Source organism: Mesorhizobium sp. M1217, from assembly GCF_040318275.1.
In the GTDB taxonomy this organism is placed as follows: Bacteria; Pseudomonadota; Alphaproteobacteria; order Rhizobiales; family Rhizobiaceae; genus Mesorhizobium.
In genome coordinates, this window is sequence record NZ_JAMYMA010000011.1 from 1 (window position 1) to 20,360 (window position 20,360).

26 protein-coding genes, 1 tRNA gene and 1 pseudogene are annotated in these 20,360 nt (G+C 63.4%); 14 read left to right on the top strand and 14 right to left on the bottom strand.

Features of this window, described 5'->3' with window-relative positions; translation table 11 throughout:
• Positions 1–108: 108 nt before the first annotated feature.
• Positions 109–240: pseudogene (locus NKH37_RS19150) on the bottom strand (gamma carbonic anhydrase family protein); the annotation flags it as partial.
• 18 nt (positions 241–258) lie between these two features.
• Positions 259–603, bottom strand: a complete 345-nt coding sequence (locus NKH37_RS19155) for a DUF6949 family protein (protein ID WP_352817541.1) — start codon at positions 601–603, stop codon at positions 259–261.
• A 118-nt stretch (positions 604–721) separates the two neighbouring features.
• Here NKH37_RS19155 and NKH37_RS19160 point away from each other — a divergent pair, with 118 nt between their 5' ends.
• Positions 722–1,453, top strand: a complete 732-nt coding sequence (locus tag NKH37_RS19160; protein ID WP_353005467.1) for a hypothetical protein — start codon at positions 722–724, stop codon at positions 1,451–1,453.
• Between the two features lie 232 nt (positions 1,454–1,685).
• Complete coding sequence (locus NKH37_RS19165; RefSeq protein WP_352481307.1) at positions 1,686–1,973, top strand: GIY-YIG nuclease family protein; 288 nt, start codon at positions 1,686–1,688, stop codon at positions 1,971–1,973.
• A 223-nt stretch (positions 1,974–2,196) separates the two neighbouring features.
• On the opposite strand, the gene NKH37_RS19170 is transcribed toward NKH37_RS19165, so the two are convergent.
• Together NKH37_RS19170 and cysE are read right to left on the bottom strand one after the other, a co-directional pair.
• On the bottom strand, positions 2,197–2,400 hold the full coding sequence (locus tag NKH37_RS19170) for a DUF3126 family protein (RefSeq protein WP_023674799.1): 204 nt from the start codon (positions 2,398–2,400) through the stop codon (positions 2,197–2,199).
• 212 nt (positions 2,401–2,612) lie between these two features.
• On the bottom strand, positions 2,613–3,461 hold the full coding sequence (cysE, locus tag NKH37_RS19175; RefSeq protein ID WP_023717455.1) for a serine O-acetyltransferase: 849 nt from the start codon (positions 3,459–3,461) through the stop codon (positions 2,613–2,615).
• A 161-nt stretch (positions 3,462–3,622) separates the two neighbouring features.
• Between cysE and NKH37_RS19180 the strand changes: the two genes are divergently transcribed.
• The gene (locus NKH37_RS19180; protein WP_353005468.1) at positions 3,623–4,243 is read left to right on the top strand and encodes an HD domain-containing protein; all 621 of its coding nucleotides are present in this window, start codon (positions 3,623–3,625) and stop codon (positions 4,241–4,243) included.
• Here NKH37_RS19180 and NKH37_RS19185 read toward each other — a convergent pair.
• The 5 genes from NKH37_RS19185 to NKH37_RS19205 form a co-directional block, all read right to left on the bottom strand.
• Entirely contained in the window at positions 4,240–4,740 is a 501-nt protein-coding gene (locus tag NKH37_RS19185; RefSeq protein WP_353005469.1) for a GNAT family N-acetyltransferase, read from the bottom strand. The two genes, NKH37_RS19180 and NKH37_RS19185, sit on opposite strands and share 4 nt — an antisense overlap.
• Positions 4,741–4,807: 67 nt before the next feature.
• Positions 4,808–5,179: a hypothetical protein gene (locus NKH37_RS19190; RefSeq protein ID WP_352495843.1), complete on the bottom strand. Its 372-nt coding sequence runs from the start codon at positions 5,177–5,179 to the stop codon at positions 4,808–4,810.
• Between the two features lie 134 nt (positions 5,180–5,313).
• A complete protein-coding gene (locus NKH37_RS19195) occupies positions 5,314–6,081 on the bottom strand; it encodes an alpha/beta fold hydrolase (RefSeq protein WP_352481128.1) in 768 nt (255 codons plus the stop codon).
• 20 nt (positions 6,082–6,101) lie between these two features.
• Positions 6,102–6,665, bottom strand: coding sequence for a DUF192 domain-containing protein (locus NKH37_RS19200; protein WP_352495841.1), 564 nt, complete (start codon positions 6,663–6,665; stop codon positions 6,102–6,104).
• A gap of 19 nt (positions 6,666–6,684) precedes the next feature.
• A complete protein-coding gene (locus tag NKH37_RS19205; RefSeq protein WP_502895906.1) occupies positions 6,685–7,281 on the bottom strand; it encodes a cold-shock protein in 597 nt (198 codons plus the stop codon).
• Positions 7,282–7,497: 216 nt separating this feature from the next.
• Between NKH37_RS19205 and gloA the strand changes: the two genes are divergently transcribed.
• Entirely contained in the window at positions 7,498–7,938 is a 441-nt protein-coding gene (gene gloA / locus NKH37_RS19210) for a lactoylglutathione lyase (RefSeq protein WP_352481131.1), read from the top strand.
• Between the two features lie 77 nt (positions 7,939–8,015).
• Entirely contained in the window at positions 8,016–8,309 is a 294-nt protein-coding gene (locus NKH37_RS19215) for a DUF2218 domain-containing protein (protein ID WP_352481132.1), read from the top strand.
• Between the two features lie 8 nt (positions 8,310–8,317).
• On the opposite strand, the gene NKH37_RS19220 is transcribed toward NKH37_RS19215, so the two are convergent.
• Entirely contained in the window at positions 8,318–8,890 is a 573-nt protein-coding gene (locus NKH37_RS19220; RefSeq protein WP_352641165.1) for a DUF1697 domain-containing protein, read from the bottom strand.
• A complete protein-coding gene (gene ilvA / locus NKH37_RS19225; protein WP_352495840.1) occupies positions 8,887–10,143 on the bottom strand; it encodes a threonine ammonia-lyase IlvA in 1,257 nt (418 codons plus the stop codon). Before ilvA ends, NKH37_RS19220 begins: the two co-directional genes overlap by 4 nt.
• Positions 10,144–10,269: 126 nt before the next feature.
• Here ilvA and NKH37_RS19230 point away from each other — a divergent pair, with 126 nt between their 5' ends.
• The 3 genes from NKH37_RS19230 (at position 10,270) to NKH37_RS19240 (ending at position 14,138) form a co-directional block, all read left to right on the top strand.
• Positions 10,270–11,664 carry a hypothetical protein gene (locus NKH37_RS19230; RefSeq protein WP_353005470.1) on the top strand — a complete coding sequence of 465 codons (1,395 nt, stop codon included), beginning with the start codon at positions 10,270–10,272 and terminating at the stop codon, positions 11,662–11,664.
• A 103-nt stretch (positions 11,665–11,767) separates the two neighbouring features.
• Positions 11,768–12,841: an alpha/beta hydrolase gene (locus NKH37_RS19235; protein ID WP_352481136.1), complete on the top strand. Its 1,074-nt coding sequence runs from the start codon at positions 11,768–11,770 to the stop codon at positions 12,839–12,841.
• Between the two features lie 133 nt (positions 12,842–12,974).
• Positions 12,975–14,138, top strand: a complete 1,164-nt coding sequence (locus tag NKH37_RS19240) for an alpha/beta hydrolase (RefSeq protein WP_352495838.1) — start codon at positions 12,975–12,977, stop codon at positions 14,136–14,138.
• Positions 14,139–14,157: 19 nt separating this feature from the next.
• Here NKH37_RS19240 and ade read toward each other — a convergent pair whose 3' ends face one another.
• A complete protein-coding gene (gene ade / locus NKH37_RS19245) occupies positions 14,158–15,969 on the bottom strand; it encodes an adenine deaminase (RefSeq protein ID WP_353005471.1) in 1,812 nt (603 codons plus the stop codon).
• 257 nt (positions 15,970–16,226) lie between these two features.
• Here ade and NKH37_RS19250 point away from each other — a divergent pair, with 257 nt between their 5' ends.
• Entirely contained in the window at positions 16,227–16,442 is a 216-nt protein-coding gene (locus tag NKH37_RS19250) for a hypothetical protein (RefSeq protein WP_156948018.1), read from the top strand.
• Between the two features lie 87 nt (positions 16,443–16,529).
• Here the strand turns inward: NKH37_RS19250 and NKH37_RS19255 are convergent, their stop codons facing one another.
• Entirely contained in the window at positions 16,530–16,910 is a 381-nt protein-coding gene (locus NKH37_RS19255; RefSeq protein ID WP_352681862.1) for a cupin domain-containing protein, read from the bottom strand.
• A gap of 351 nt (positions 16,911–17,261) precedes the next feature.
• Here NKH37_RS19255 and NKH37_RS19260 point away from each other — a divergent pair.
• Positions 17,262–17,347: transfer RNA gene (locus tag NKH37_RS19260), tRNA-Leu, on the top strand.
• A gap of 64 nt (positions 17,348–17,411) precedes the next feature.
• Here the strand turns inward: NKH37_RS19260 and NKH37_RS19265 are convergent.
• Positions 17,412–17,990, bottom strand: coding sequence for an NUDIX domain-containing protein (locus tag NKH37_RS19265; RefSeq protein WP_023717440.1), 579 nt, complete (start codon positions 17,988–17,990; stop codon positions 17,412–17,414).
• A 153-nt stretch (positions 17,991–18,143) separates the two neighbouring features.
• Here NKH37_RS19265 and NKH37_RS19270 point away from each other — a divergent pair, with 153 nt between their 5' ends.
• From NKH37_RS19270 to NKH37_RS19285, 4 genes are all read left to right on the top strand, one after another.
• On the top strand, positions 18,144–19,247 hold the full coding sequence (locus tag NKH37_RS19270) for an NADH:flavin oxidoreductase/NADH oxidase (RefSeq protein WP_352481138.1): 1,104 nt from the start codon (positions 18,144–18,146) through the stop codon (positions 19,245–19,247).
• A 112-nt stretch (positions 19,248–19,359) separates the two neighbouring features.
• Entirely contained in the window at positions 19,360–19,677 is a 318-nt protein-coding gene (locus NKH37_RS19275; protein ID WP_023717438.1) for an SH3 domain-containing protein, read from the top strand.
• Positions 19,678–19,739: 62 nt separating this feature from the next.
• Positions 19,740–20,033 (top strand): DUF982 domain-containing protein, encoded by a 294-nt coding sequence (locus NKH37_RS19280; protein ID WP_031193527.1) that lies wholly within the window; start codon positions 19,740–19,742, stop codon positions 20,031–20,033.
• Positions 20,034–20,061: 28 nt separating this feature from the next.
• Positions 20,062–20,301: a DUF2188 domain-containing protein gene (locus NKH37_RS19285; RefSeq protein ID WP_023674770.1), complete on the top strand. Its 240-nt coding sequence runs from the start codon at positions 20,062–20,064 to the stop codon at positions 20,299–20,301.
• Positions 20,302–20,360 lie beyond the last annotated feature (59 nt).

Genomic DNA, 20,360 nt, shown 5'->3' on the forward strand with positions numbered 1-20,360 from the left:
CACTCGGCGCATACCTGATGCTGCGCCGGGCGGGGGGGCGCGTGCTTTTTAATATCCACCCGGGTGGGGGGCGGGCGCGTGTCGTACGGGGGGTGGGGCCCGGGGGGGTACCACGCCGAACCAGAAGCCGGCATTGCGGCCGATCCTGATATTGCCGATCAGCGTGGCGTCGGGCGCGATCCAGTTGCTGTCGGCGTCCTCGAAGGCGGGCGCTTTTCCGTCAATCGCGTAGATCGGCATCGCTGTCTCCAGATTGTCTCACACCGACAAGGTGCCAGACCCTAGAAGCGAAGCTGCCCACGACGCAATGGCGATCACCACCATGCCCAGCGCCAGCGCCCAAATGGTTGCGGTACAGCCGCAGGAGATCAGCCCCAGCACCGAGATGCGACGCTCGCGCCAGGCGTCCAGCGCCTCGTTGACGAACATCAGCGGCCCGGCGCAAGCCGTCGCGGCGAGCGAGCGCAGCATGTGCTTCGACGATACATAGGGCTGGACGAAGGCAAGCTTGCGGCCGGCGACCAGTTCCATCGCCGATCCGGCCAGGCCGCAAGCCGTCAGCCCAGCCATAAAACTGAATATGATTTGTTCGACCGGGCTCATCTTTACCCTCCGTTTACCATGAAATCGCACAGTCGCCTGCAAAGCTGCGTAGCAAGAGCCGTGCCGCGCCGAGATGTGCCGTTCAGGCACACCGATGGGACGGGAAACGAGGATCGCGATGAAGCAGGCAGCCGCCACAGAGGGCCCGCAACTCAGCGTCGTCGATTCGACGCTGATGAAGCGGGTGTTTTATGCGTTCGCGACGCTGGCGCTGCTTTCGGTGGCGATCAGCCTTGGCGGCAAATGGTTCGGCCGCTCGATCGCCATGGCCGGGTACACCGACGACACCACGGTCCACAAGGTCGTCATCGGCAACAATGTCATCGCCGTGCCGGCCAATGTCATCCGCTTTGCCCAGGCCCGGCGCGACGGTATCGCCTCGCGGCTCGACCTCTATCTGCGCTATCCCGAGATGGACGGCTACAGCGAGGCTGCCCGCAACGACTTCAACCACACCGGACCCAGCAAGGACATCATTTTCCTGTCGTTCGAGCCGCAGATGATGTCGCGCGACATGAGCGGCCGCTTTGCGCCGATCTACAGCGCGCTGATCGCCAAGCCGGGTACGCCCGGCCCTGGCGGCACCACACTTTACGCTTTCAGCGAAAAATCAGGCTATCTCAACGAAGTGCTGGCGGTCGCAAACCGCCCCGGCAAGGATCCGTTCGTTGCCCGCTGCCTGAGCGGCCCGAGCGCGGACGAGTCGCTGGCGCCCTGCGAACGCGACATCCTGGTCGGCGACGATCTCAGCCTCACCTACCGCTTCCCCCGGGAATTCCTGGGCGACTGGCAGGCGCTCGAAGCAGCGATTTCTGGCGAGGCGGCACGTATGCTGAAGACCGGGCGGTAGGGCTTGATCCTTTGACCGACCCTGAAGGGCTGAGGGCTGGAGCCCCGGCCAATCGCGCTACCAATCTCCAGGGTTTGGGATTAGCTGCCCACCACGCCTTCGTCATCCTAGGGCGGAGCAGGAGCGAAGCGACGTCGCGGGGACCCTGGGATCCATGCCGTTACCTCAGTCGAAGAATGCAGCGGTTCAGAACTGCACTTGCGTCGGCACCGGCGCCAGCTACCCTTCAACCATGACCGGCTACGCCTACATGACTGCAAGCCAGAAGCGCGGCACGATCTACATCGGTGTCACCAACGACCTCGGCCGCCGCATGCCGGAGCACAAATCTGGCGAAGGCTCGCGCTTCACCAGCCGCTACGGCGTACAGCGTCTGGTCTGGTACGAGGAACATTTCGACATTCGCGACGCCATCCAGCGCGAGAAGTCGCTGAAGCGCTGGCCACGCCGGTGGAAGATCGAGCTGATCGAGAAGACCAATCCAGAGTGGTTCGAACTGTTTCGCGGGACTGGTTGGTAGAGGACGCCCAGCCGGTGCCAAGAAGCATTCGATTCTGGTCAGAGTGGAGCACTGCCGCGAGGTAACGGCATGGATCCCAGGGTCTGCGCCGCGTCGCTTCGCTCCTTGCTCCGCCCTGGGATGACGAAGGGAGGGATGCTCCAGCCAGTCTCCGACGTCTGCGCTCCGCCATCAGGCGGTCCCGCCTGCAACAAGCAGGTCCGGCCAGCACCAAACTCGCTGCTCAGGCCAGATCGATGTCGAGGATCGCCATCGAGAAATTATAGTCGCCGTCGTCCTCGTCCTTGAAGACGATGCCGAGGAACTCGTCGCCGACATAGACCTCGGCCGAATCTTCCTTGCGCGGCCGCGCCTTCACTTCGAGTTTGGGGTTCTGGAAGGTGCGCTTGAAATAGGCGTCCAGCTTTCTGATTTCGTCCGGCTTCAACAGTCTTCTCCGATCGTCGCTTGCTCAAGTGCGTCGCGTCTGAAGAGATCGATGCGACGCGCTTTAAATCTTGCTTCATGCATGTCGCTATCCCAAAACCGCTGGGCACTTTTGGGCGACATGCATTGGTGAGCGCGCTTCTGGCACGTCGACAATGGCCATGTAAAGGCAAGCCGGCATAGGGGGCAGGAATTCAGCCCCTGCCCGAGCACTCAGATGTCGAAGCTGACGACGTGGTCCATCGTCTGCGACGGCAACAGCTGGTCCATCTGCCGCGAAGGCTGGTCGCAGCCGGTCTCGCCGACGACGCGGGCCGGCACGCCGGCAACCGTCTTGTTGTGCGGCACCGGCGACAGCACCACCGAGCCGGCCGCGATCTTCGAGCAATGGCCGATCTCGATGTTGCCGAGGATCTTGGCGCCGGCGCCGATCAGCACGCCGTAGCGGATCTTGGGATGGCGGTCGCCACCGGCCTTGCCGGTGCCGCCCAGCGTGACGCCGTGCAGGATCGACACGTCGTCCTCGATCACCGCTGTCTGGCCGACGACGAGGCCGGTGGCGTGGTCGAGGAAGATGCCCTTGCCGATGCGGGCGGCCGGATTGATGTCGGTCTGGAACACCGAGGACGATCGGCTCTGCAAATACAGCGCGAAATCCTGGCGGCCCTGGTTCCACAGCCAATGCGCCAGCCGGTGCGTCTGGATGGCATGAAAACCCTTGAAGTAGAGCACCGGCATGATGAAGCGGTCGCAGGCCGGATCGCGGTCGTAATAGGCCTGGATGTCGACGCGCACCGTCGTCGACCAGTCCTTGTCGTCGGCCGCCATCGCCTTGAATGTCTGGCGGATGAGGTCGGAGCCGATGTCCTGGTGGGCGAGGCGCTCGGCCAGCCGGTGGATAACCGCTTCTTCCAGGTTTTCCTGATTGAGGATGGTCGAATAGAGGAACGCCGCCAGCAGCGGATCGCGGTTGACCGCTTCCATTGCTTCATCGCGGATCGAACGCCAGATCGGATCTACCGGCTGCACCCTGGTGGGACGGGAAATCGTAACGCTGTTCATCTGATGTCTCCGGCCATCCAATGTCTCAGGCCATCCAATGTCTCGGCTTGGCGGCTTGCCTATTCTCCGGCCGCACCTATAAGCCAGATCATAGCACGGGTGAACTCAATTTTCCTTAGTGCTTCGTCAAATGGATTTGGTTGGCGGAATTTCAAGCAGCCATGGAAAACGCAACCTTGATGGACGACACGCTGAAGCGCGAGCTTTCCGCGCTGTATGACGCCGCGGATCGCCACTACCACGACCTTGGCCACATCGAGGCGATGCTGGCGCTGGCCAACGATTACAAGGCGTTGCTGCATGATCCTGAAGCAGTCGAAGCGGCGATCTGGTTCCACGACGCGATCTACGACAGCCGCGCCAAGGACAATGAGCCGAGGAGTGCCGCACTTGCCGAGACAAAGCTCGCCGGCCGCGCCGATGCACAACGCATCAGTCGCATCGCAGCGATGATCACTGCCACCGCCAGCCACGAATTGCCGCCCCTTGGCGACCAGCATTCCGTTCGTGACGCGGCGCTGTTCCTCGACATGGACCTGGCGATCCTGGGTGCCGCGCCTGACGTGTTCGACGCTTACGAACAGGCGGTTCGCCGCGAATATCAGTGGGTCGATGAGCCGATGTGGCGGGCCGGCCGTGCCGCTGTCCTAAAGGGCTTCCTCGCGCGTCCGCATATCTTCCATAGCGAGGAATTCCGCCGGCGCTTCGAAACCCAGGCCCGGCAAAACATGGCGCGCTCGGTCAGGGCGCTTGGCGATAACCTCAGCCCAGACAAATCCTAATCCGGAAACGTCTCCATGCGCTGCGCATAGGCCTTGAAACCGGCTCGCCCGTAGACAGATCGCGCGCCCGGATGATCGTGGGTATCGGTGTGGAGCCAAACCCTTTCGGGTTCATGCGACCAGACGGCGCGCAGCGCCCGGTCGAGCAGGTACGGCCCAAGCTTGCGGCCCTGAAGAGCCGGAACGACCCCGAAATGGGCCAATTCGACAACCGGCTGGCCGACGCCCGTGAATTCGCACAGGCCGGCGGCTTCGCCATCGACGCGCAGGACATGGATATGCGTCGACGGGCTGGCGAGAAGGCGCTCGATGTCGCCCAAGGGCATGCGCAGCCGCTGATCCCATTGCACAGGCTCGCCAACGGCGCGGTAGAGGCTGATGTAATCAGCGAGGCCAAGCGTTTCGCGCACCACTGCCGCGCCCGGTGCGGGTGCGGCAAAGCCACAGCCGGACGGCGGCTCGGTCATCTCCAGATAGGTGACGACAAGATCGACCATGGCAACTCGCGCAGATTTGAAGCTGAGGGGTCGCGTCGGTCGCTTGCCTGCCGGAGGCTTGTCGAGATCAGGTGAATGCGCCAAAAGTCGATGCCATTGCCCACAGCATGAACCCCCCGGCCGCAAGCGACGCGCCATTGACCACGATGCCAGCCAGGCCGAGCACACGATTGTCGTCTGGGCGCCCCACGGCCATCAAGCCGAAGACCACGCCGATAAGATGTGCCAAAGGGCCGGCCATAAAAAATACCGCAGCGAAGAAGCCCGTCGCACTGTTCTGGAGCAGTGGGGAGGCGTCGCTCGGCATTGCTATCAACGCGGTGATCGCAATCGCCCCTGTCGCCAATGCGGCCACCGCTAGAACAACGGACCATTCGCCGAACCTGCTTTTCGCAACGACGCCCGGCAAAGCGGCGTCGCTTCTTCCCCATTGTGCCATCGTACCCCCCCTGCCCTCGTTCAGCGCGTGGCGGGTTTGAACCGATCCACAAGTCGCGCTTATTTACTGCTGTATCGTTGCAAAACCGCTAAGAACCCAGCTTCAGGCCCTATGGCCGCTTTGGGAGCCGTCCATCAAAGCGGATGCTCCCCATAAAACTCCAGCACACGCTGCTTGAAGGATTTGTCGCCGACCGCCAGCATGTGGTCGCGGCCTTCGATATGAAATGCCCTGGCGTTCGGCATCAAGGCAGCGAGTTCATCCGGCGAGCCGCCGATGTCGTCCTTGGTTCCCACCGCAATCAAGGTCGGCTGGGCAATGCGGGCAATGTCGGCCTCGCTCAGCAATTCGCGCGACGTGGCGATGCAGGCGGCGAGCGCCCGGCGATCGCTGCGGGTCTGGTCGGCGAAGGCGCGGAACGAGCGGCCGCGCGGGTCGCTGGTGCCTGCGGGATCCTCGGCCAAGAGGGCGTCGGCTATCGGATCCCAGTCGCCGACGCCGTCGACCATGCCGATGCCGAGACCGCCGAAGACCAGCGTCGCCACCTTGTCCGGCTCGGAGAGCGCCAGGAAGGCCGATATGCGCGCGCCCATCGAATAACCCATGACATGGGCGCGTTCGATGCCGAGATGGTTCAAAAGCGCTGCCGCGTCGGACGCCATTTTTGCCGGCGTGTAGTCTGCTTCGTCATAGCTTTTCGACGACGAGCCATGGCCGCGATTGTCGAAGGCGATCGCACGGTAGCCGGCATCGTTCAGCGTCTTGAACCAGCCGGGCGACACCCAGTTGACGTAGTGGCTCGACGCAAAGCCGTGGATCATCAGCACCGGATCGCCCTGCCCCGATGCTGGCTGGCGGTCAAGGAAAGCAAGCTCGAAACCGTCATGGGAGAAGAACTGCATCGGCCGAAGATCCTGCCCGTTCAGTCGGAATCGACATTCGGCGCATCGCCCTTGTCGGGCGGCGGCATGGCTGGCCCCGCCGCCGTGCCGATGGCCGGATGGCGCAGCAGGTCGCCGTCCTTGATGCCCTTTTTGGCGGCGGTTCCTGCCTTGAGCTCGAGCACGAAGCGCACCGGTTCGTCCGGCGAGATGATCGCCTCCGACTGCGGCTCGCCTTGCTTGATCGCCCGGATCCGGCCGTCCTGGCCGACGAAGATCAGGTCGAGCCGCAGCGGCGTGTTCTTCATCCAGAAACTCACATCCTGCGGCGCACCGAAGACGAACAGCATTCCGTGATTGTCGGCCATGTGGCGGCGGAACATCAGGCCGGCCTCGCGCTCGGCGGGCGTGTCGGCGATTTCGACGGAAAAAGAACGCTCGCCGGCCTTCGTCACCGCGACCAGCGGCGCCGGGTCGACCGGAAGGATCATCGCCTTGCCGTCGGCCGAACTCGGTTGCTGAAAATAGAAGAAGGCGCTTGTGGCGACGATGAGGAAAATCCCGGCGCAGAGCGCGCCCGCCGTCAGCCGGTTCCTGTGAGCCATATGAAATCCTCGGCCGGAACTAATGCGAGACCGGCAAGGTACCCATATCGGGGTGAATTTCGGCAGCCATAAGGCCTTTGTCGCCGCGTCCGAAGCGGACCAGCACCACCTGGCCCGGACGGAGTTCGGTGATGCCGTAGCGGCGCAGCGTCTCCATGTGGACGAAAATGTCCTCGGTGCCCTCGCCCCGGGTCAGAAAGCCGAACCCCTTGGTGCGGTTGAACCATTTCACCAGCGCCCGTTCGAGGCCGCTTTCCGGCGTCACCGCGACATGGGTGCGCTGCTCCTGCAGCTCTGCCGGATGCACCGCCGTGGTGACATCCATCGAGAGCACGCGGAAAGCCTGCAGCCCGCGCTCGCCCTGCTTGACCAGGCAGACAACGCGGGCGCCTTCCAGGGCGGTCTGAAAACCGTCCTTTCGAAGGCATGTCACATGGAGGAGGATGTCGCCCGAAGAACCATCATCGGGAAGGATGAAACCGTAGCCCTTGGCCACGTCGAACCATTTGATGGCGCCGGCGATTTCGACGAGATCGGCCGTATCGGCGCTCTCATCCCGCTTCAACGCATCGCTACCGGCCCCGTCCCGCCCCATGAAAGAGGCCTTTTCCCCCATAAGAACGCCCCCTTTTTTCAAGAAACACCGCAACTGATTCTTGACGCCAGATTAACACCGCGGCTTCCGGTGTGTGCAAGACCTGACGTGCCTTTTTTCACGGTTCCATACAGGAATAGCGGATTTGTCGTTTGCCGGCGCCGGCAAGCGTGGCCAATTGCCCTTTGGCCGGGCCGCCCCTATGTTGCGCCGCAACGCAACATACGGAGGAAATCCATGCGCTATCTGCATACCATGGTCCGCGTCGCCGACATCGATGCTTCGCTCGATTTCTACTGCAACAAGCTTGGCCTGAAGGAAGTGCGCCGCCACGAAAGCGAGCAGGGCCGCTACACGCTGATCTTCCTCGCCGCGCCCCAAGACGAGCAAAGCGGCATCAGCGAGAAAGCGCCGCTGGTCGAGCTGACCTACAATTGGGATCCGGAAGACTACAAGGGCGGCCGCAATTTCGGCCATCTCGCCTATGAGGTCGACGACATCTACGCCACCTGCCAGCGGCTGATGGACAATGGCGTCACCATCAACCGGCCGCCGCGCGACGGCAACATGGCGTTCGTCAAATCGCCGGACGGCATCTCGATCGAGCTGTTGCAGAAAGGCCCGGCAAAGCCGAAGGCCGAGCCCTGGGCGTCGATGCCGAACACCGGAAGCTGGTAACCGATCACGCCATCTTGAGCGGACGTCGCCTGGCCCTGGTTCGGTTTCGCGTCCGCATTCCCAAGGAGAATTCATTCATGCCGACCAGCCATGTCGACGTCGCCACCGAACATGCCAGCCGCTATCTGCAGCAGCTGTGCAAACATTGGGCGCACAAATTCCCGGTCGAATTCGACCCGAACCACGGCAGCATCGATCTGACGCTCGGCCGCACTATTCTCGATGCCGACCCGACGGCGCTGCATATTGCGGTGACGACCGACGAGGCCGCCTCGCTCGAGCGCCTGGAAACGGTCGTCGCCGACCACATCAAGCGCTTCGCCTTCCGCGAAGAGCTGGCATTCGACTGGAAACGCGCTCCGGCCGCGTAGACGACCTATCAACCGCCGGCCTTGGCCATCTCCAGCAGCATCAGCACGGTGCGCCAATTGCGCGCCGTGCCGGGCACCTTCAGAACGCGCGGGATGAGATTGGCAAAGACCGATTTGCCGAGCCCGTCGGGCGCATGCAGGTAAAGCACGTCGCCCTTGATCTCGAAGCGTTCGGGCCCAGTGCATTTTTCCGCCAGCCGGGCGAACTCGTCGGCGGTCGGCTGGCGCTCCAGCGCATAGGCGTGCAGCTTGGTCGGCTCGCCCGCGACTTCCGGATAGGGATTTTCCGCCGCCAGCCGCTCGAGCCAGCCGAGATCGCGCACCATGATGCGCGAGTGGAATCTCCATTTCTTTTCGAATTCCGCTTCCAACCGCCTGGTCAGCATCGCCGCATCGCCATCTGGCGACCGGAAGACGGCGTTGCCGCTCTGCACATAGGTGGCGATATCTGAGAAACCGAGCTCCTCGAAGAATGACCTGAGTTCTGCCATTTTGACGATGCGATTGCCGCCGACGTTGATGCCGGAAAACAGCGCGACAAAAACCTTTCCCTGAGTGCTCGGAAGATCGTTGCCGCTCATATGATGAACCCGGCGAGCGTCTCGTTGTCGGTAATGTCCTGATAGTGGACGCTCTCGGCGTCGAAATTCGCCTTGAGCAGGTCGAAATTGCGGCGGTCCTTGGTTTCGATGCCGATCAGCACCGAACCGAAATTGCGCGCCGATTTCTTCAGATATTCGAAGCGGGCGATGTCGTCGTCGGGGCCAAGCAATTCGAGGAAATCGCGCAACGCGCCGGGCCGCTGCGGAAAACGGATGATGAAGTATTTCTTCAAGCCCTCGAAGCGCAGCGCCCGTTCCTTCACATCCGGCAGCCGCTCGAAATCGAAATTGCCGCCGGACACGACGGCAACGATGGTCTTGCCCCTGATTTCCTTTTTGGGAAAATCTTTCAGCGCGTCGATCGCCAGCGCGCCGGCCGGCTCCAGCACGACGCCTTCGACATTGAGCATTTCGATCATGGTCGCGCAGAGCCGATTTTCCGGAATCAGCCGCACTGCGTCGGCGGCAAACTCCCTGAGGTGGCGCAGCGGCTCGCGGCCGATCTCGGCCACCGCCGCGCCGTCGACGAAATTGTCGACCTTGGCGAGCTTGACCCGCTTTCCGGCGGCGAGGCTCTCGCTCAGGCTCGGGGCGCCAGCCGGCTCGCAAAAGACGAAGCGTGTTTCACGCTGCTGGTCGGCGAAATAATGGGTGACGCCGGCGGCCAGGCCACCGCCGCCGACGGGCAGCATGACGATATCAGCCATGCGCGCCCCGGGCATCTGGCCTGATATCTCGTAGGCGACGGTCGCTTGTCCTTCGATGATGTCCTTATGGTCGAACGGGGGCACCATGTGGGCGCCGGCAGTTTCGGTGAATTCGAGTGCGGCGCGATAGCAGTCGTCGAAGAAATCGCCGACCAGCCTGATCTCGACGAATTCGCCGCCGAACAGCCGCGTCTTGTCGATCTTCTGCTGCGGCGTCGTCACCGGCATGAAGACGACGCCCTTTTTGCCGAAATGACGGCAGACGAAGGCAAAGCCCTGCGCATGATTGCCGGCCGAAGCGCAGACAAACAGCTCGGCATTGTTGCCGGCGGCCAGCGTCTTGCGGAAGAAGTTGAAGGCGCCGCGGATCTTGTAGGAGCGCACCGGCGTCAGGTCCTCGCGCTTCAGCAGCACCCGCGCGCCGGTCTTCTTCGACAGATAGTCGTTTTCCTGCAGCGGCGTTTCCGGAAAGATCTCGCGGATCGCGGCAGCGGCGGCAGCGACGCGAGAGGAGAAACTGGTCATGGCAAGAGCACCCCACAGGCTAGCCGAATTCGGTCCCGCTATTGCATATCCGGCCTCGCGAAGCCATTGTCCGGTCACCCGAAAGGGTGTTCCCAAAACCTCGTTGGCCGTTAGGAGCGTCTGTTCATGCCTGTCGCATCGGTGGCCCGGAAAACCGTGTCGCTGCCGGAGTTCGGCGAGCCGACGGTGATGCCGCTGGTTACGCGCGCCACCTATGAGGCCCGTATCGCGGCGCTGGTCGCACTTGGCCGGTTCGATGTCTTCGTCGTCTATGGCGACCGCGAACATGCGGCCAATGTCGCCTACCTCTGCGGCTACGATCCGCGCTTCGAGGAGACGCTGCTGGTCATCGTTCCCGGTAAGCCGCCGAAACTGCTGGTCGGCAATGAGGGCTGGGGCTATGCCGAGATCTGCGACGGGCCGTACGAGCGCGTGCTCTACCAGACGTTTTCGCTGCCGGCGCAGCCGCGCGACCGCTTGCAAGCGCTGGCCGACATCCTCGTCGATTGCGGCCTGAAAGCCCGCCAGCGCATCGGCGCCATCGGCTGGAAGCCGTTCGGCCCCGGCGATGCGGGTTTTGGCGAAACGACGCTCGACCTGCCGTCCTTCATCGCCGACACGTTGCGCAGCCTTGCCGGCGATAGGGGCGTGATCGTCAACGCGGCGAACCTTTTGATGAACCCTGCCGACGGCCTGCGCGCGATCAACGAGGCCGACCAGCTGGCCGCGTTCGAATTCGCCGCGACCTATTCCTCGCAAGGCCTGCGCAATGTGCTGCAAGGCATCGAACCCGGCATGACCGAATTGCAGGCGGCGCGGCTGATGGGTATCAACGGCCTGCCGCAATGCTGCCACCCGATGCTGTCGGCCGGCAGGCGGGCGGCCTATGGCCTGCCGAGCCCGCGGCTCGAAATCATCAAGCGCGGCGACCCGATCACCATGGCCTATGGCATCCAGGGCTCGCTCAATGCCCGCGCCGGTTTTCTGGTCGAGGACGCGGCCGAGCTTCCAAGGGGCATCCAGGACTATGTCGAGAAGCTGGTCGCGCCCTATTTCTGTGCCGTCGTCGACTGGTACGAGACGGTCGGCATCGGCGTTCCCGGCGGCGCGTTGTGGCAAGCGGTGCACGATCGCATCGGCGCTCCGTTCTTTGGCGTGTCGCTCAATCCCGGCCATCTCATCCATATCGACGAATGGATGCATTCGCCGATATTTTCCGGCTCCGACATCAGATTGAAGTCGGGCATGGCCTTGCAGGTCGACATCATCCCGGCGACCGGCACCGATTATTTCACCACCAACATCGAGGACGGCATCGCGCTGGCTGACGAGGCGCTGCGCGAAGAGATCGCCGCGCGCTATCCCGAAGCCTGGCACCGCATCGAGGCGCGCCGCGCCTTCATGACCGACGTGCTCGGCATAAGGCTGAAGCCGGAAGTGCTGCCCTTTTCCAACATTCCGGCCTTCCTGCCGCCGTTCTGGCTTTCGCGCAACAGTGCGATGGCAGTCGAGCGGCGCTGAGCGCATTTCGGCGCCTGCGACTTACTTCCGCCGCACTTCGGCTGTCCGGGAGATGCGGCGGAGGTGGATGGGCCTTTGGTTAGGCCGGAGTGGAATTGCTTAAGTGCCCTTGAAGACGATTTGCATCATTGTCCTTGCCGCGCTGCTCGCCGGCTGCGGCGGCCGCCAAACCGAGGAACTGCTCGGCAGCGCCATGATGGCGGTGCCGGTGACGGAAATCGCCGGCAACCACTCGATCTTCATCGCCACCACGCGCAAGCGCTCCGACGATCCCAACAAGGTCTTCGACGGCGAGCGCTCGGCGACGCTGAACTATGCCCGCGTCAACGTCACCGTGCCCGGCATCCACAAGACAGGCCAGATCGAGCGGCGCTCGCGCGGCAAGTCGGACGATCCGGCCAAATACTTCATGGCTTCCGAGGTCGTCGGTTACGACACCCAGCCGAAATTCTCCAGCGCGCTCAGCGCCGACATCGCGGCGCGCGGCGGCCGCGTCATGGTCTTCGTCCACGGCTACAACACCGGCTTCGACGCCGCGGTCTATCGCGTCACCCAGATCACCCATGATTCCGGCTATCCCGGCACGCCGGTGCTGTTTTCCTGGGCGTCGGGCGCCAAGACCACCGACTATGTCTACGACAAGGAAAGCGCCAGCGTTGCCCGCGACCAGCTGGAAGTGACGCTGAGAATGCTGGCGCAGACCGGCGCGCGGCGCATCGACATCGTCGCCCATTCGCTGGGGACCTGGGTCACCATGGAGGCGCTGCGCCAGCTCGCCATCACCGGCGACCGCGATCTCGGCGGCAAGCTCGGCGACGTCGTGCTGGCCTCGCCCGACATCGACGTCGACGTGTTCAAGAGCCAAATGCGCCGCTACGGCAAGCCGGACAAGCCGTTCATCCTGCTGCTCTCCGACGATGACCGGGCGCTCAGGCTGTCCGGCCTGATCGCCGGCGCACGGCCCCGGGTCGGCGACTACAAGGACGCCGCCGACCTCGCCAGCTATGGAGTGTCGGTCGTCGATCTCTCCAGCGTCAAGGGCGTCGACCGCTTCAATCACACCAAATTCGCCGACAACCCGGAATTGGTGCAGTTGATCGGCCAGAAGCTGCGCGAGGATGACGGGTTTGCCAGCGACCGCGAGGTGACCGACCGCATCGCCTCGGTCGGACAATAGCTGCATTGCGCAGCAGTGATTGTTGACCATTGCCGCACCATCGGAACAGTTTGAACTGGACCGTGCCGGCCTCTGCCTCTATCGAATAGGCCAAGACGTCTCCGGCTCGACGTCGCCCGTTGCGGGAGCCCGCGTGACCGTGCCTTCGAAGATATTTCTCGTCGTTGCGTTCGCGCTCGCGCTGGCAGGCTGCGCCGGCCAGAACACGCACGATCTGCTCAACAAGACGACGATCACGGTGCCTGCTGCCGATATCGCGGCGACGCATAAGATCTTCGTCGCCACAACCCGGCAAAAGGCGACGAAAGAGCCCCGGCAGGTGTTCGACGGAGACCGCTCGCCGACCACCAGCTTTGCCAGCGTCGAGGTGACCGTTCCCAAGGTCCACCAGGTCGGCGCCATCGAACGGGTCAAGGGCTCGGCCAACAGCAATCCGGCGAAGGATTTCACCGCGACCGGCGTCACCTTCTACGAAGGCGCGCCGCAATTCGCCAAGGCGGTCGGCGCCGACATCGCAATGCGCGGCGACCGCGCGCTGGTTTTCGTGCATGGCTTCAACAACGGCTTCGACGACGGCATCTACCGGCTGACGCAGATCGCGCACGACACCAAATACCCCGGCACGCCGGTGCTGTTTTCATGGGCGTCGAGCGGCAAGACGACCGGCTACATCTACGACAAGGAAAGCGCCAATGCGGCGCGCGACGATCTCGAAGCGACGCTGCGTATGCTTGCCAAGAGCCGCGCCAAGAGCATCGACATCATTGCCCATTCGATGGGGACCTGGGTGACCATGGAAGCATTGCGCCAGCTTGCCATCACCGGCGACCGCGACCTTGGCGGCAAGCTCGGCTACGTCATCCTGGCTTCCCCCGACATCGACGTCGACGTGTTCAAGAAGCAGATGATCCGCTACGGCAAGCCAGACAAGCCGTTCGCCGTGCTGCTTTCGGGCGACGACCGGGCGCTCAGGCTGTCGACCCTTATCTCCGGCGACAAGCCACGCGTCGGCGACTATGGCGACGCGGCCGACCTCGCCAGCTATGGCGTCTCGGTGGTCGACCTGACCAAGACCAAGGGCGGCGACCGGCTGAACCACGCCAAATTCGCCGACAACCCGTTCCTGGTGCAGCTGCTCGGCGACCGCCTGCGCGCCCCGGCCGGCCTCGCCTCCGAAGAGACGGCGCCGGCCCAGCTCGACAATCTCGGCCAGGGCCTCGGCAAGGCCGTCGGCTCGGTCGCCGAGATCGTCATCACCACGCCGTTCAAGGTGCTGACCATCGCCACCGGCGGGTGAAGCGGCGCGCGGGCGGCATTCAGACGAATAGATCGACCTTCTGGAACGTCGTCACGTCGATCAGGCCGACGTCGGAAATCCTGAGCTCGGGGATGACGACCAGCGCCAGCAGCGAGTGCTGCATGTAGGCGTTGTTGAGCGAGCAGCCCATCTGGCGCATGGCGTCGCTGAGTTTGTCCGCCTTGGCGGCGACGATTTCCGCCCGCTCGTTCGACATCAGCCCGGCGATCGGCATTTCGACCAGCGCCAGCTCCTTGCCGTTGGAAAACAGCACGACGCCGCCGCCGACCTCGCCCAGCCGGTTCACCGCCAATGCCATGTCCTGCTTGTTGGTGCCAACGACGATGATGTGGTGGGCATCGTGCGCCACGCTGGAGGCCATGGCGCAGTCGCCGATATAGCCGAAGCCGGAGACGAAGGCGTTGGTGACGCCGCCGGTGCCCTTGTGGCGTTCGACCAATGCGATCTGGCAGACATCGTTGCGGCGATCCATGGCAACCAGCCCGTCCTCGACGGCAAGATCGGCCTCCAGCGCCCGCGTCGGCGCCTGGTTTTCGATGACGCCGATGACCCGCACCCGCACTTCGTTGGCGCCCATGGGTGCCGCGATGTCGAAATCGCCTGCCTTGAGCTTCTTGCCGAGCTTGACGGTGTTCTTCGCCGTCCGCGGATAATTGTAGGCTGGAATGTCGATTTCGAGCTTGCCGCCCTTGGCCAGCCTGACGCCGCGGCCATAGACCTCGTCGATGGTCATTTCGGCGAGGTCGGAGACGATCAGCAGATCGGCGAGCCGTCCCGGCGCGATCGAGCCGATCTCGCGCTCCAGCCGGAAATGCTGGGCGGTGTTGAGCGTCGCCATCTGGATCGCAGTCACCGGCTTCAAGCCCTGGCTGATGGCGTGGCGCACGACCCGGTCCATATGGCCTTCGTGCACCAGCGTACCGGAGTGGCTGTCGTCGGTGCACAGGATGAAGTTGCGCGGGTCGAGCCCGCTCTCCGTCACCGCCTTGATCTGCGAGGCCACGTCATACCAGGCCGAGCCCAGCCGCAGCATCGCCTTCATGCCCTGGCGGACGCGGGCGATGGCATCCTCGGCGCGCGTGCCTTCGTGATCGTCCTCGGGGCCGCCGGCGACATAGCCGTGGAACGGCAGGCCGAGATCGCGCGAGGCATAGTGCCCGCCGACGGTCTTGCCGGCCCTCACCGTCGCGGCGATCTCGCCCGACATCACCGGATCATTGGCGGCGACGCCGGGGAAATTCATCACCTCGCCGAGCCCGATAATGTTTTCCCAGGTCATCGCCTCGGCAACGTCGGCGACGGTCAGCTCGGCGCCGGCATGCTCCAGCCCCGGCGCCGACGGCACGCAGGACGGCATCTGCACATGCACGTTGACCGGCATGGCGACCGCCTCGTCATGCATCAGCCGCACGCCCGGCAGGCCGAGCACATTGGCGATCTCGTGCGGATCGATGAACATCGAGGTGGTGCCATGCGGGATCACCGCGCGGCAGAATTCCGTCACCGTCACCATGCCGCTCTCGACATGCATATGCGCGTCGCAAAGCCCCGGCACCAGATAGCGGCCGCCGGCATCGACCACCTTGGTGCCCTGGCCGATGGCATGGCCGGCATTCGGCCCGCAATAGGCGAAGCGGCCGCCGGCAATGGCGATGTCGGTGCCGGCGATGATCTCGCCCGAATGGACGTTGACCCAGCGCCCGTTGCGGATGACGAGATCGGCGGGTTTGCGGCCCATGGCGACATCGACCAGATGCGTCGCCATCTCGGCCCAGGGTTTTGGTTTCGTCGCACTGGCGGTCTTCGGCATCAACAGGCTCCTCTTTGCCCGACTGTGCCAAGCCGCGAGGATTTTGACCAGCGAGGAAGTAAGCGCCGACGGCGAAGTTGCAGATCTCCCCCCTTGAGGGGGAGATGTCGCCGAAGGCGACAGAGGGGTCGGGACATCCTGACGCGAACCTTTACCGCGAACAAAACAGGCTGGCGCTCGACGCGCGACGACCCCCCCTGGCCTGCCCTATTGCCACAACTTGCCATCTCCCCCTCAAGGAGGGAGATCGATGCGCCATGGCTTTCGCCAATCGCCAAGGGCATTTTGTGCCGGCCGCAGCAACTTTGTTCTTGCTTTGTGCCGGCAGCTATGCTACTAATTTGGGTATGGTGCCAATTGGCTCCAACGACCCGTCCTCCCGAGGCGGGTTTTTTTTGTTATTGCGCCATTCATGGCAAATGGCCCAGGCGGAATACGATTCCGTTGCGGCCAATCAGCCTTCGTCTCGTTAGAGGATCCTTCTGAATCGACGCTCGCGGAGTTTGACGCACTCCATCGTTCGAGCCTTCGGCCGGTTCAATCAATTCGATCGCGAACTGTCACTTCTTGCTCGGATCGTCTGCCGGGTTGACGTAGGTGATCTTGAATGGCCCCTCGCCATGAACCTGGATGATCGTTTCGCTTGTCGTCCAGGCGAAGTGATTCATTCCGGCCGGCGCGACGCCGAAGCCGCCAGCAGTCAGTTCGACGCCTTTCGCCTCGTCGAACTTATCGCCCATTCCAACATGGAAGTTGCCGGAAAGCACCGTTACGTATTCCGTGGTGGGATGATTATGTGCGGCAATTTTGTAGCCGGCGGGTGTCTTCAACCGCAGCACAAAGGCGCCGTCCTTTGAGGGATCTCCCGCGACAACAGCCATTTCCGCCCCAGCGGGAATGGCAGCAGGAGCAGGACCCCATTTGATGTCTTTGGCGTTCATCGGCATCTCATCGGCAAACAGAGGCGCCGTCCCAACAAGCAGCAGTGCCAGGGCAGAGGCAAGCTTGAGCATGACAATCTCCCAGTGTTTGTAGAGGATGGCGTCGAGTATCGGAGCGCCGATCCACTTGCCACTTCGAGCCTTACCAGGGCAGAGCGCCCGAACGCATCCTGCGAACGGGGGACGCGCATTCGCGGTAGCCGCGGAAGCTGCCGCTAAAAACATTTCCAGGTGAAACGATTTTGTTTGTATCACTGTAGGTGATCGGCCTCGCTAGCTTCCAGTGCCAGATTTGTCGACGGCAGAAGACGGCTTGACGGCCTTTGGCTGGCGGCTGAAAAGGGCTGGCCGGCGGACGTGGCGGAATTGGTAGACGCAAGGGACTTAAAATCCCTCGATCTCTGATCGTACGGGTTCGATTCCCGTCGTCCGCACCAGATTTGGTCTCGTTTGATAGTCTCCGTAACTGGAGACCGGGCGCTCGACCCAGTTCTGGGCCCCTCACACCCCAATCGGGTTCAGCTTCAAATGCTGGATCAGCATAATGGTCTTGGCGTCGATGATCCGACCGTCGTGGATGCCGGCCAGCGCCTCGTCGAGCGGCATTTCGAGAACCTCGATGTCCTCGCCTTCGTCATGGGCGCCACCGCCGTCGGAAATGCGGTCGGCGGGCGAGTAGCGAGCGACGAAGAACCAGAGCCGCTCGGTGACGCTGCCGGGGCTCATATAGGGCGAAAACAGCCGCTGCACGTCCTTCAGCCGATAGCCGAGTTCCTCCTCGGCCTCCTTGCGGATACAGGTTTCGGGATCGTCTTCGTCGAGCAGGCCGGCGCAGGCCTCGATCAGCGGCTCCTTGTGGCCGGTGACGTAGGCGGGGTAGCGGAACTGCCGCACCAGAAGCACAGTCGAGCGCTCGGGATCGAAAGGCAGGATCACCGCGCCGTCGCCGCGATCGTAGGTCTGGCGGGTATGCGTTTCCCATTTGCCGTCGCGCCGGCGGTAGTCGAAGACGGTCTTTTTCAAAACCGCCCATTCGTCGGACAGGACTTCCTCCGAGCGGATGCGAATGCGATCTTCCATGGTGGACTCCCTGCTGCCGCGGCAAGGCGTAGCCGCGAACGGCGGTTCTTGCAATCCGGCTACCAATTGGTCCAGTGCGCCGGTTCACCCTCTCGTGTTTGGCGCATCTGCAAGTGCCTGCCTAAATAGCGGCAACCCTTTCCGGAGTTTTTTATGACCTCATCTCTTTTCCAGCCGATCACCCTCGACGGCCTCACCTTCCCCAACCGCATCGCGGTCGCGCCGATGTGCCAGTATTCGGCCGAGGACGGCTCGGCCAGCGATTGGCACCTCTATCACTGGATGAACCTGGCGATGTCGGGTGCCGGCATGGTCACCGTCGAGATGACCGAGGTCGAACGGCGCGGCCGCATCTCGCATGGCTGCCTCGGCCTTTACTCCGAGGACAATGAGGCGGCGGCGCGGCGCACGCTGAATGCAGCCAAGCGCGTCGCCGCGCCGGGCACGAAATTCGGCACTCAGCTTGCCCATGCCGGCCGCAAGGCCTCCAACCGGAAACCCTGGGAGGGCGGCGGACCGCTGAATGCCGATCAGGATCCGTGGCCGATCGTGTCGGCCTCGGCAATCGCCTACGACACCGGCTGGCAGGTGCCGCGGGCGCTGGAGGATGACGAGATCCTGCAAATCATCGAACGCTTCGCCGAAGCGGCACGGCGGGCCGAGCGGGCCGGCTTCGACTTCATCGAGCTGCATGCCGCGCATGGCTATCTGATCTTCCAGTTCCTGTCGCCGCTTTCCAACCGGCGCACCGACCGCTGGGGCGGCTCGCTGGAAAACCGCATGCGTTTCGCCGTCGAGATCGCCAAGGCGGTGAAGAAGGCGGTGCCCAGGCTGATGCTGGGCGCGCGGCTGTCGATCAAGGAATGGGTCGATGGCGGCTTCGACGTCGAGGATGCGATCGAAGCGGCAAAAGCGCTGAAGGAAGTCGGCGTCGCCTATCTCTGCTGCTCGAGCGGCGGCAATTCGCCGTTGCAGAAGCTGCCGTCCGGACCCGGCTACCAGGTGCATCTGGCGGAAGCGGTGCGCAAGGGCGCCGGCATCGCGACGCGGGCCGTGGGCCTGATCGACGATCCGAAACAGGCCGAGGCGATCGTCGCCGATGGGCGCGCCGACATGGTGGCGCTGGCGCGCGCCTTCCTTGCCGATCCGCGCTGGGGCTGGCGCGCCGCGGCCACCTTCGGCGAAAAAATCCACCCGGCGCCGCAGCTTGCCCGCTCGGTGACGACGATGCAGCATTGGATGAAGGCGGCGAACTGACGGGGCGGGTTCTCACCTCGCTGGACAGGGAACCATAGCTTCGCTTTGATCCTCTGCCGGTGTAGAGTGGCGAGGGCCGCGGCTGGGCGCGGCAGGTTGGGGGAGCAGAGACATGTCGTTCAGGGGGATTTCCATTGCGGCTGCTGCCGCGGTTTTGGCCGGGCTGTCGTTTGCCACATCGACGCCGGCCGGGGCGCAATATTGCGAAGGCACGGTGCACGGTCTTTCCAGGCACTACAATCTGGCAACGGGAAGCGGCTTTCTCGCCGTTCGGGCCCGGCCGAACTCGTCGTCGCGCATGATCGGGCAATTGTTCAACGGCGACCAAACCGAGATCTTTGACCGTCGCGGAAACTGGTACCAGGTCGATTTCGGCGGCCGCGCCGGCTGGGCGAATGCGCGCTGGCTGCGCAACGACTGCGGCTATTGAGGTATTTTCGCCTGAGCTAAAATAGCTGTTGCAACCAAATCGGCCGCTCCGCGTTGGCGGCGATGATGGACAGCAAGCCATTTGAAAAGCCGGTCGTGGTCGAACTCGGCCATGTCGGCAAATATCGGCATATCCGCAGCGCCCAGGAGGCGGCGGAGTGCCTGATGACGGTCTGGCCACTCAATCGCGGGCCGCGTCATCGTGATGCCCTCGACACTTGCCTAAAAGTGCTGGAAGGTTATCGTTCGACGGCCGATGCACGCCGGGCACTGATCGAAGCCGCCAGGGAATCGGACGTGCTGGTTACGGACGACAAGCCGCCAGACGACAGACTGGCCGATGACAGGCTGCATTGAGGCAACGGGCTTTCAACCGGAGGGTTTCATGGCGAAACTGACCTACAAGATCGTCGAGCATGATGGAGGCTGGGCCTACAAGGTCGGCTCGACATTCTCCGAAACGTTCCCCACCCATCAGGACGCGTTGCGCGCCGCCGAGATCGCTTCCGCCGAACAGCAGGTCGCCGGCAACACCGACGGCATCCAGTACGAGGACGCCGACGGCAAATGGCACGACGAGCTCGCCGACGGCCGCGACCGGCCGCAGACCGAGGTTTCGGATTAGGGTGTGTCGATATCCAGGTGATGCCGGCGTGCTTTACAGGTCGGTTTGGTAGCGCTACC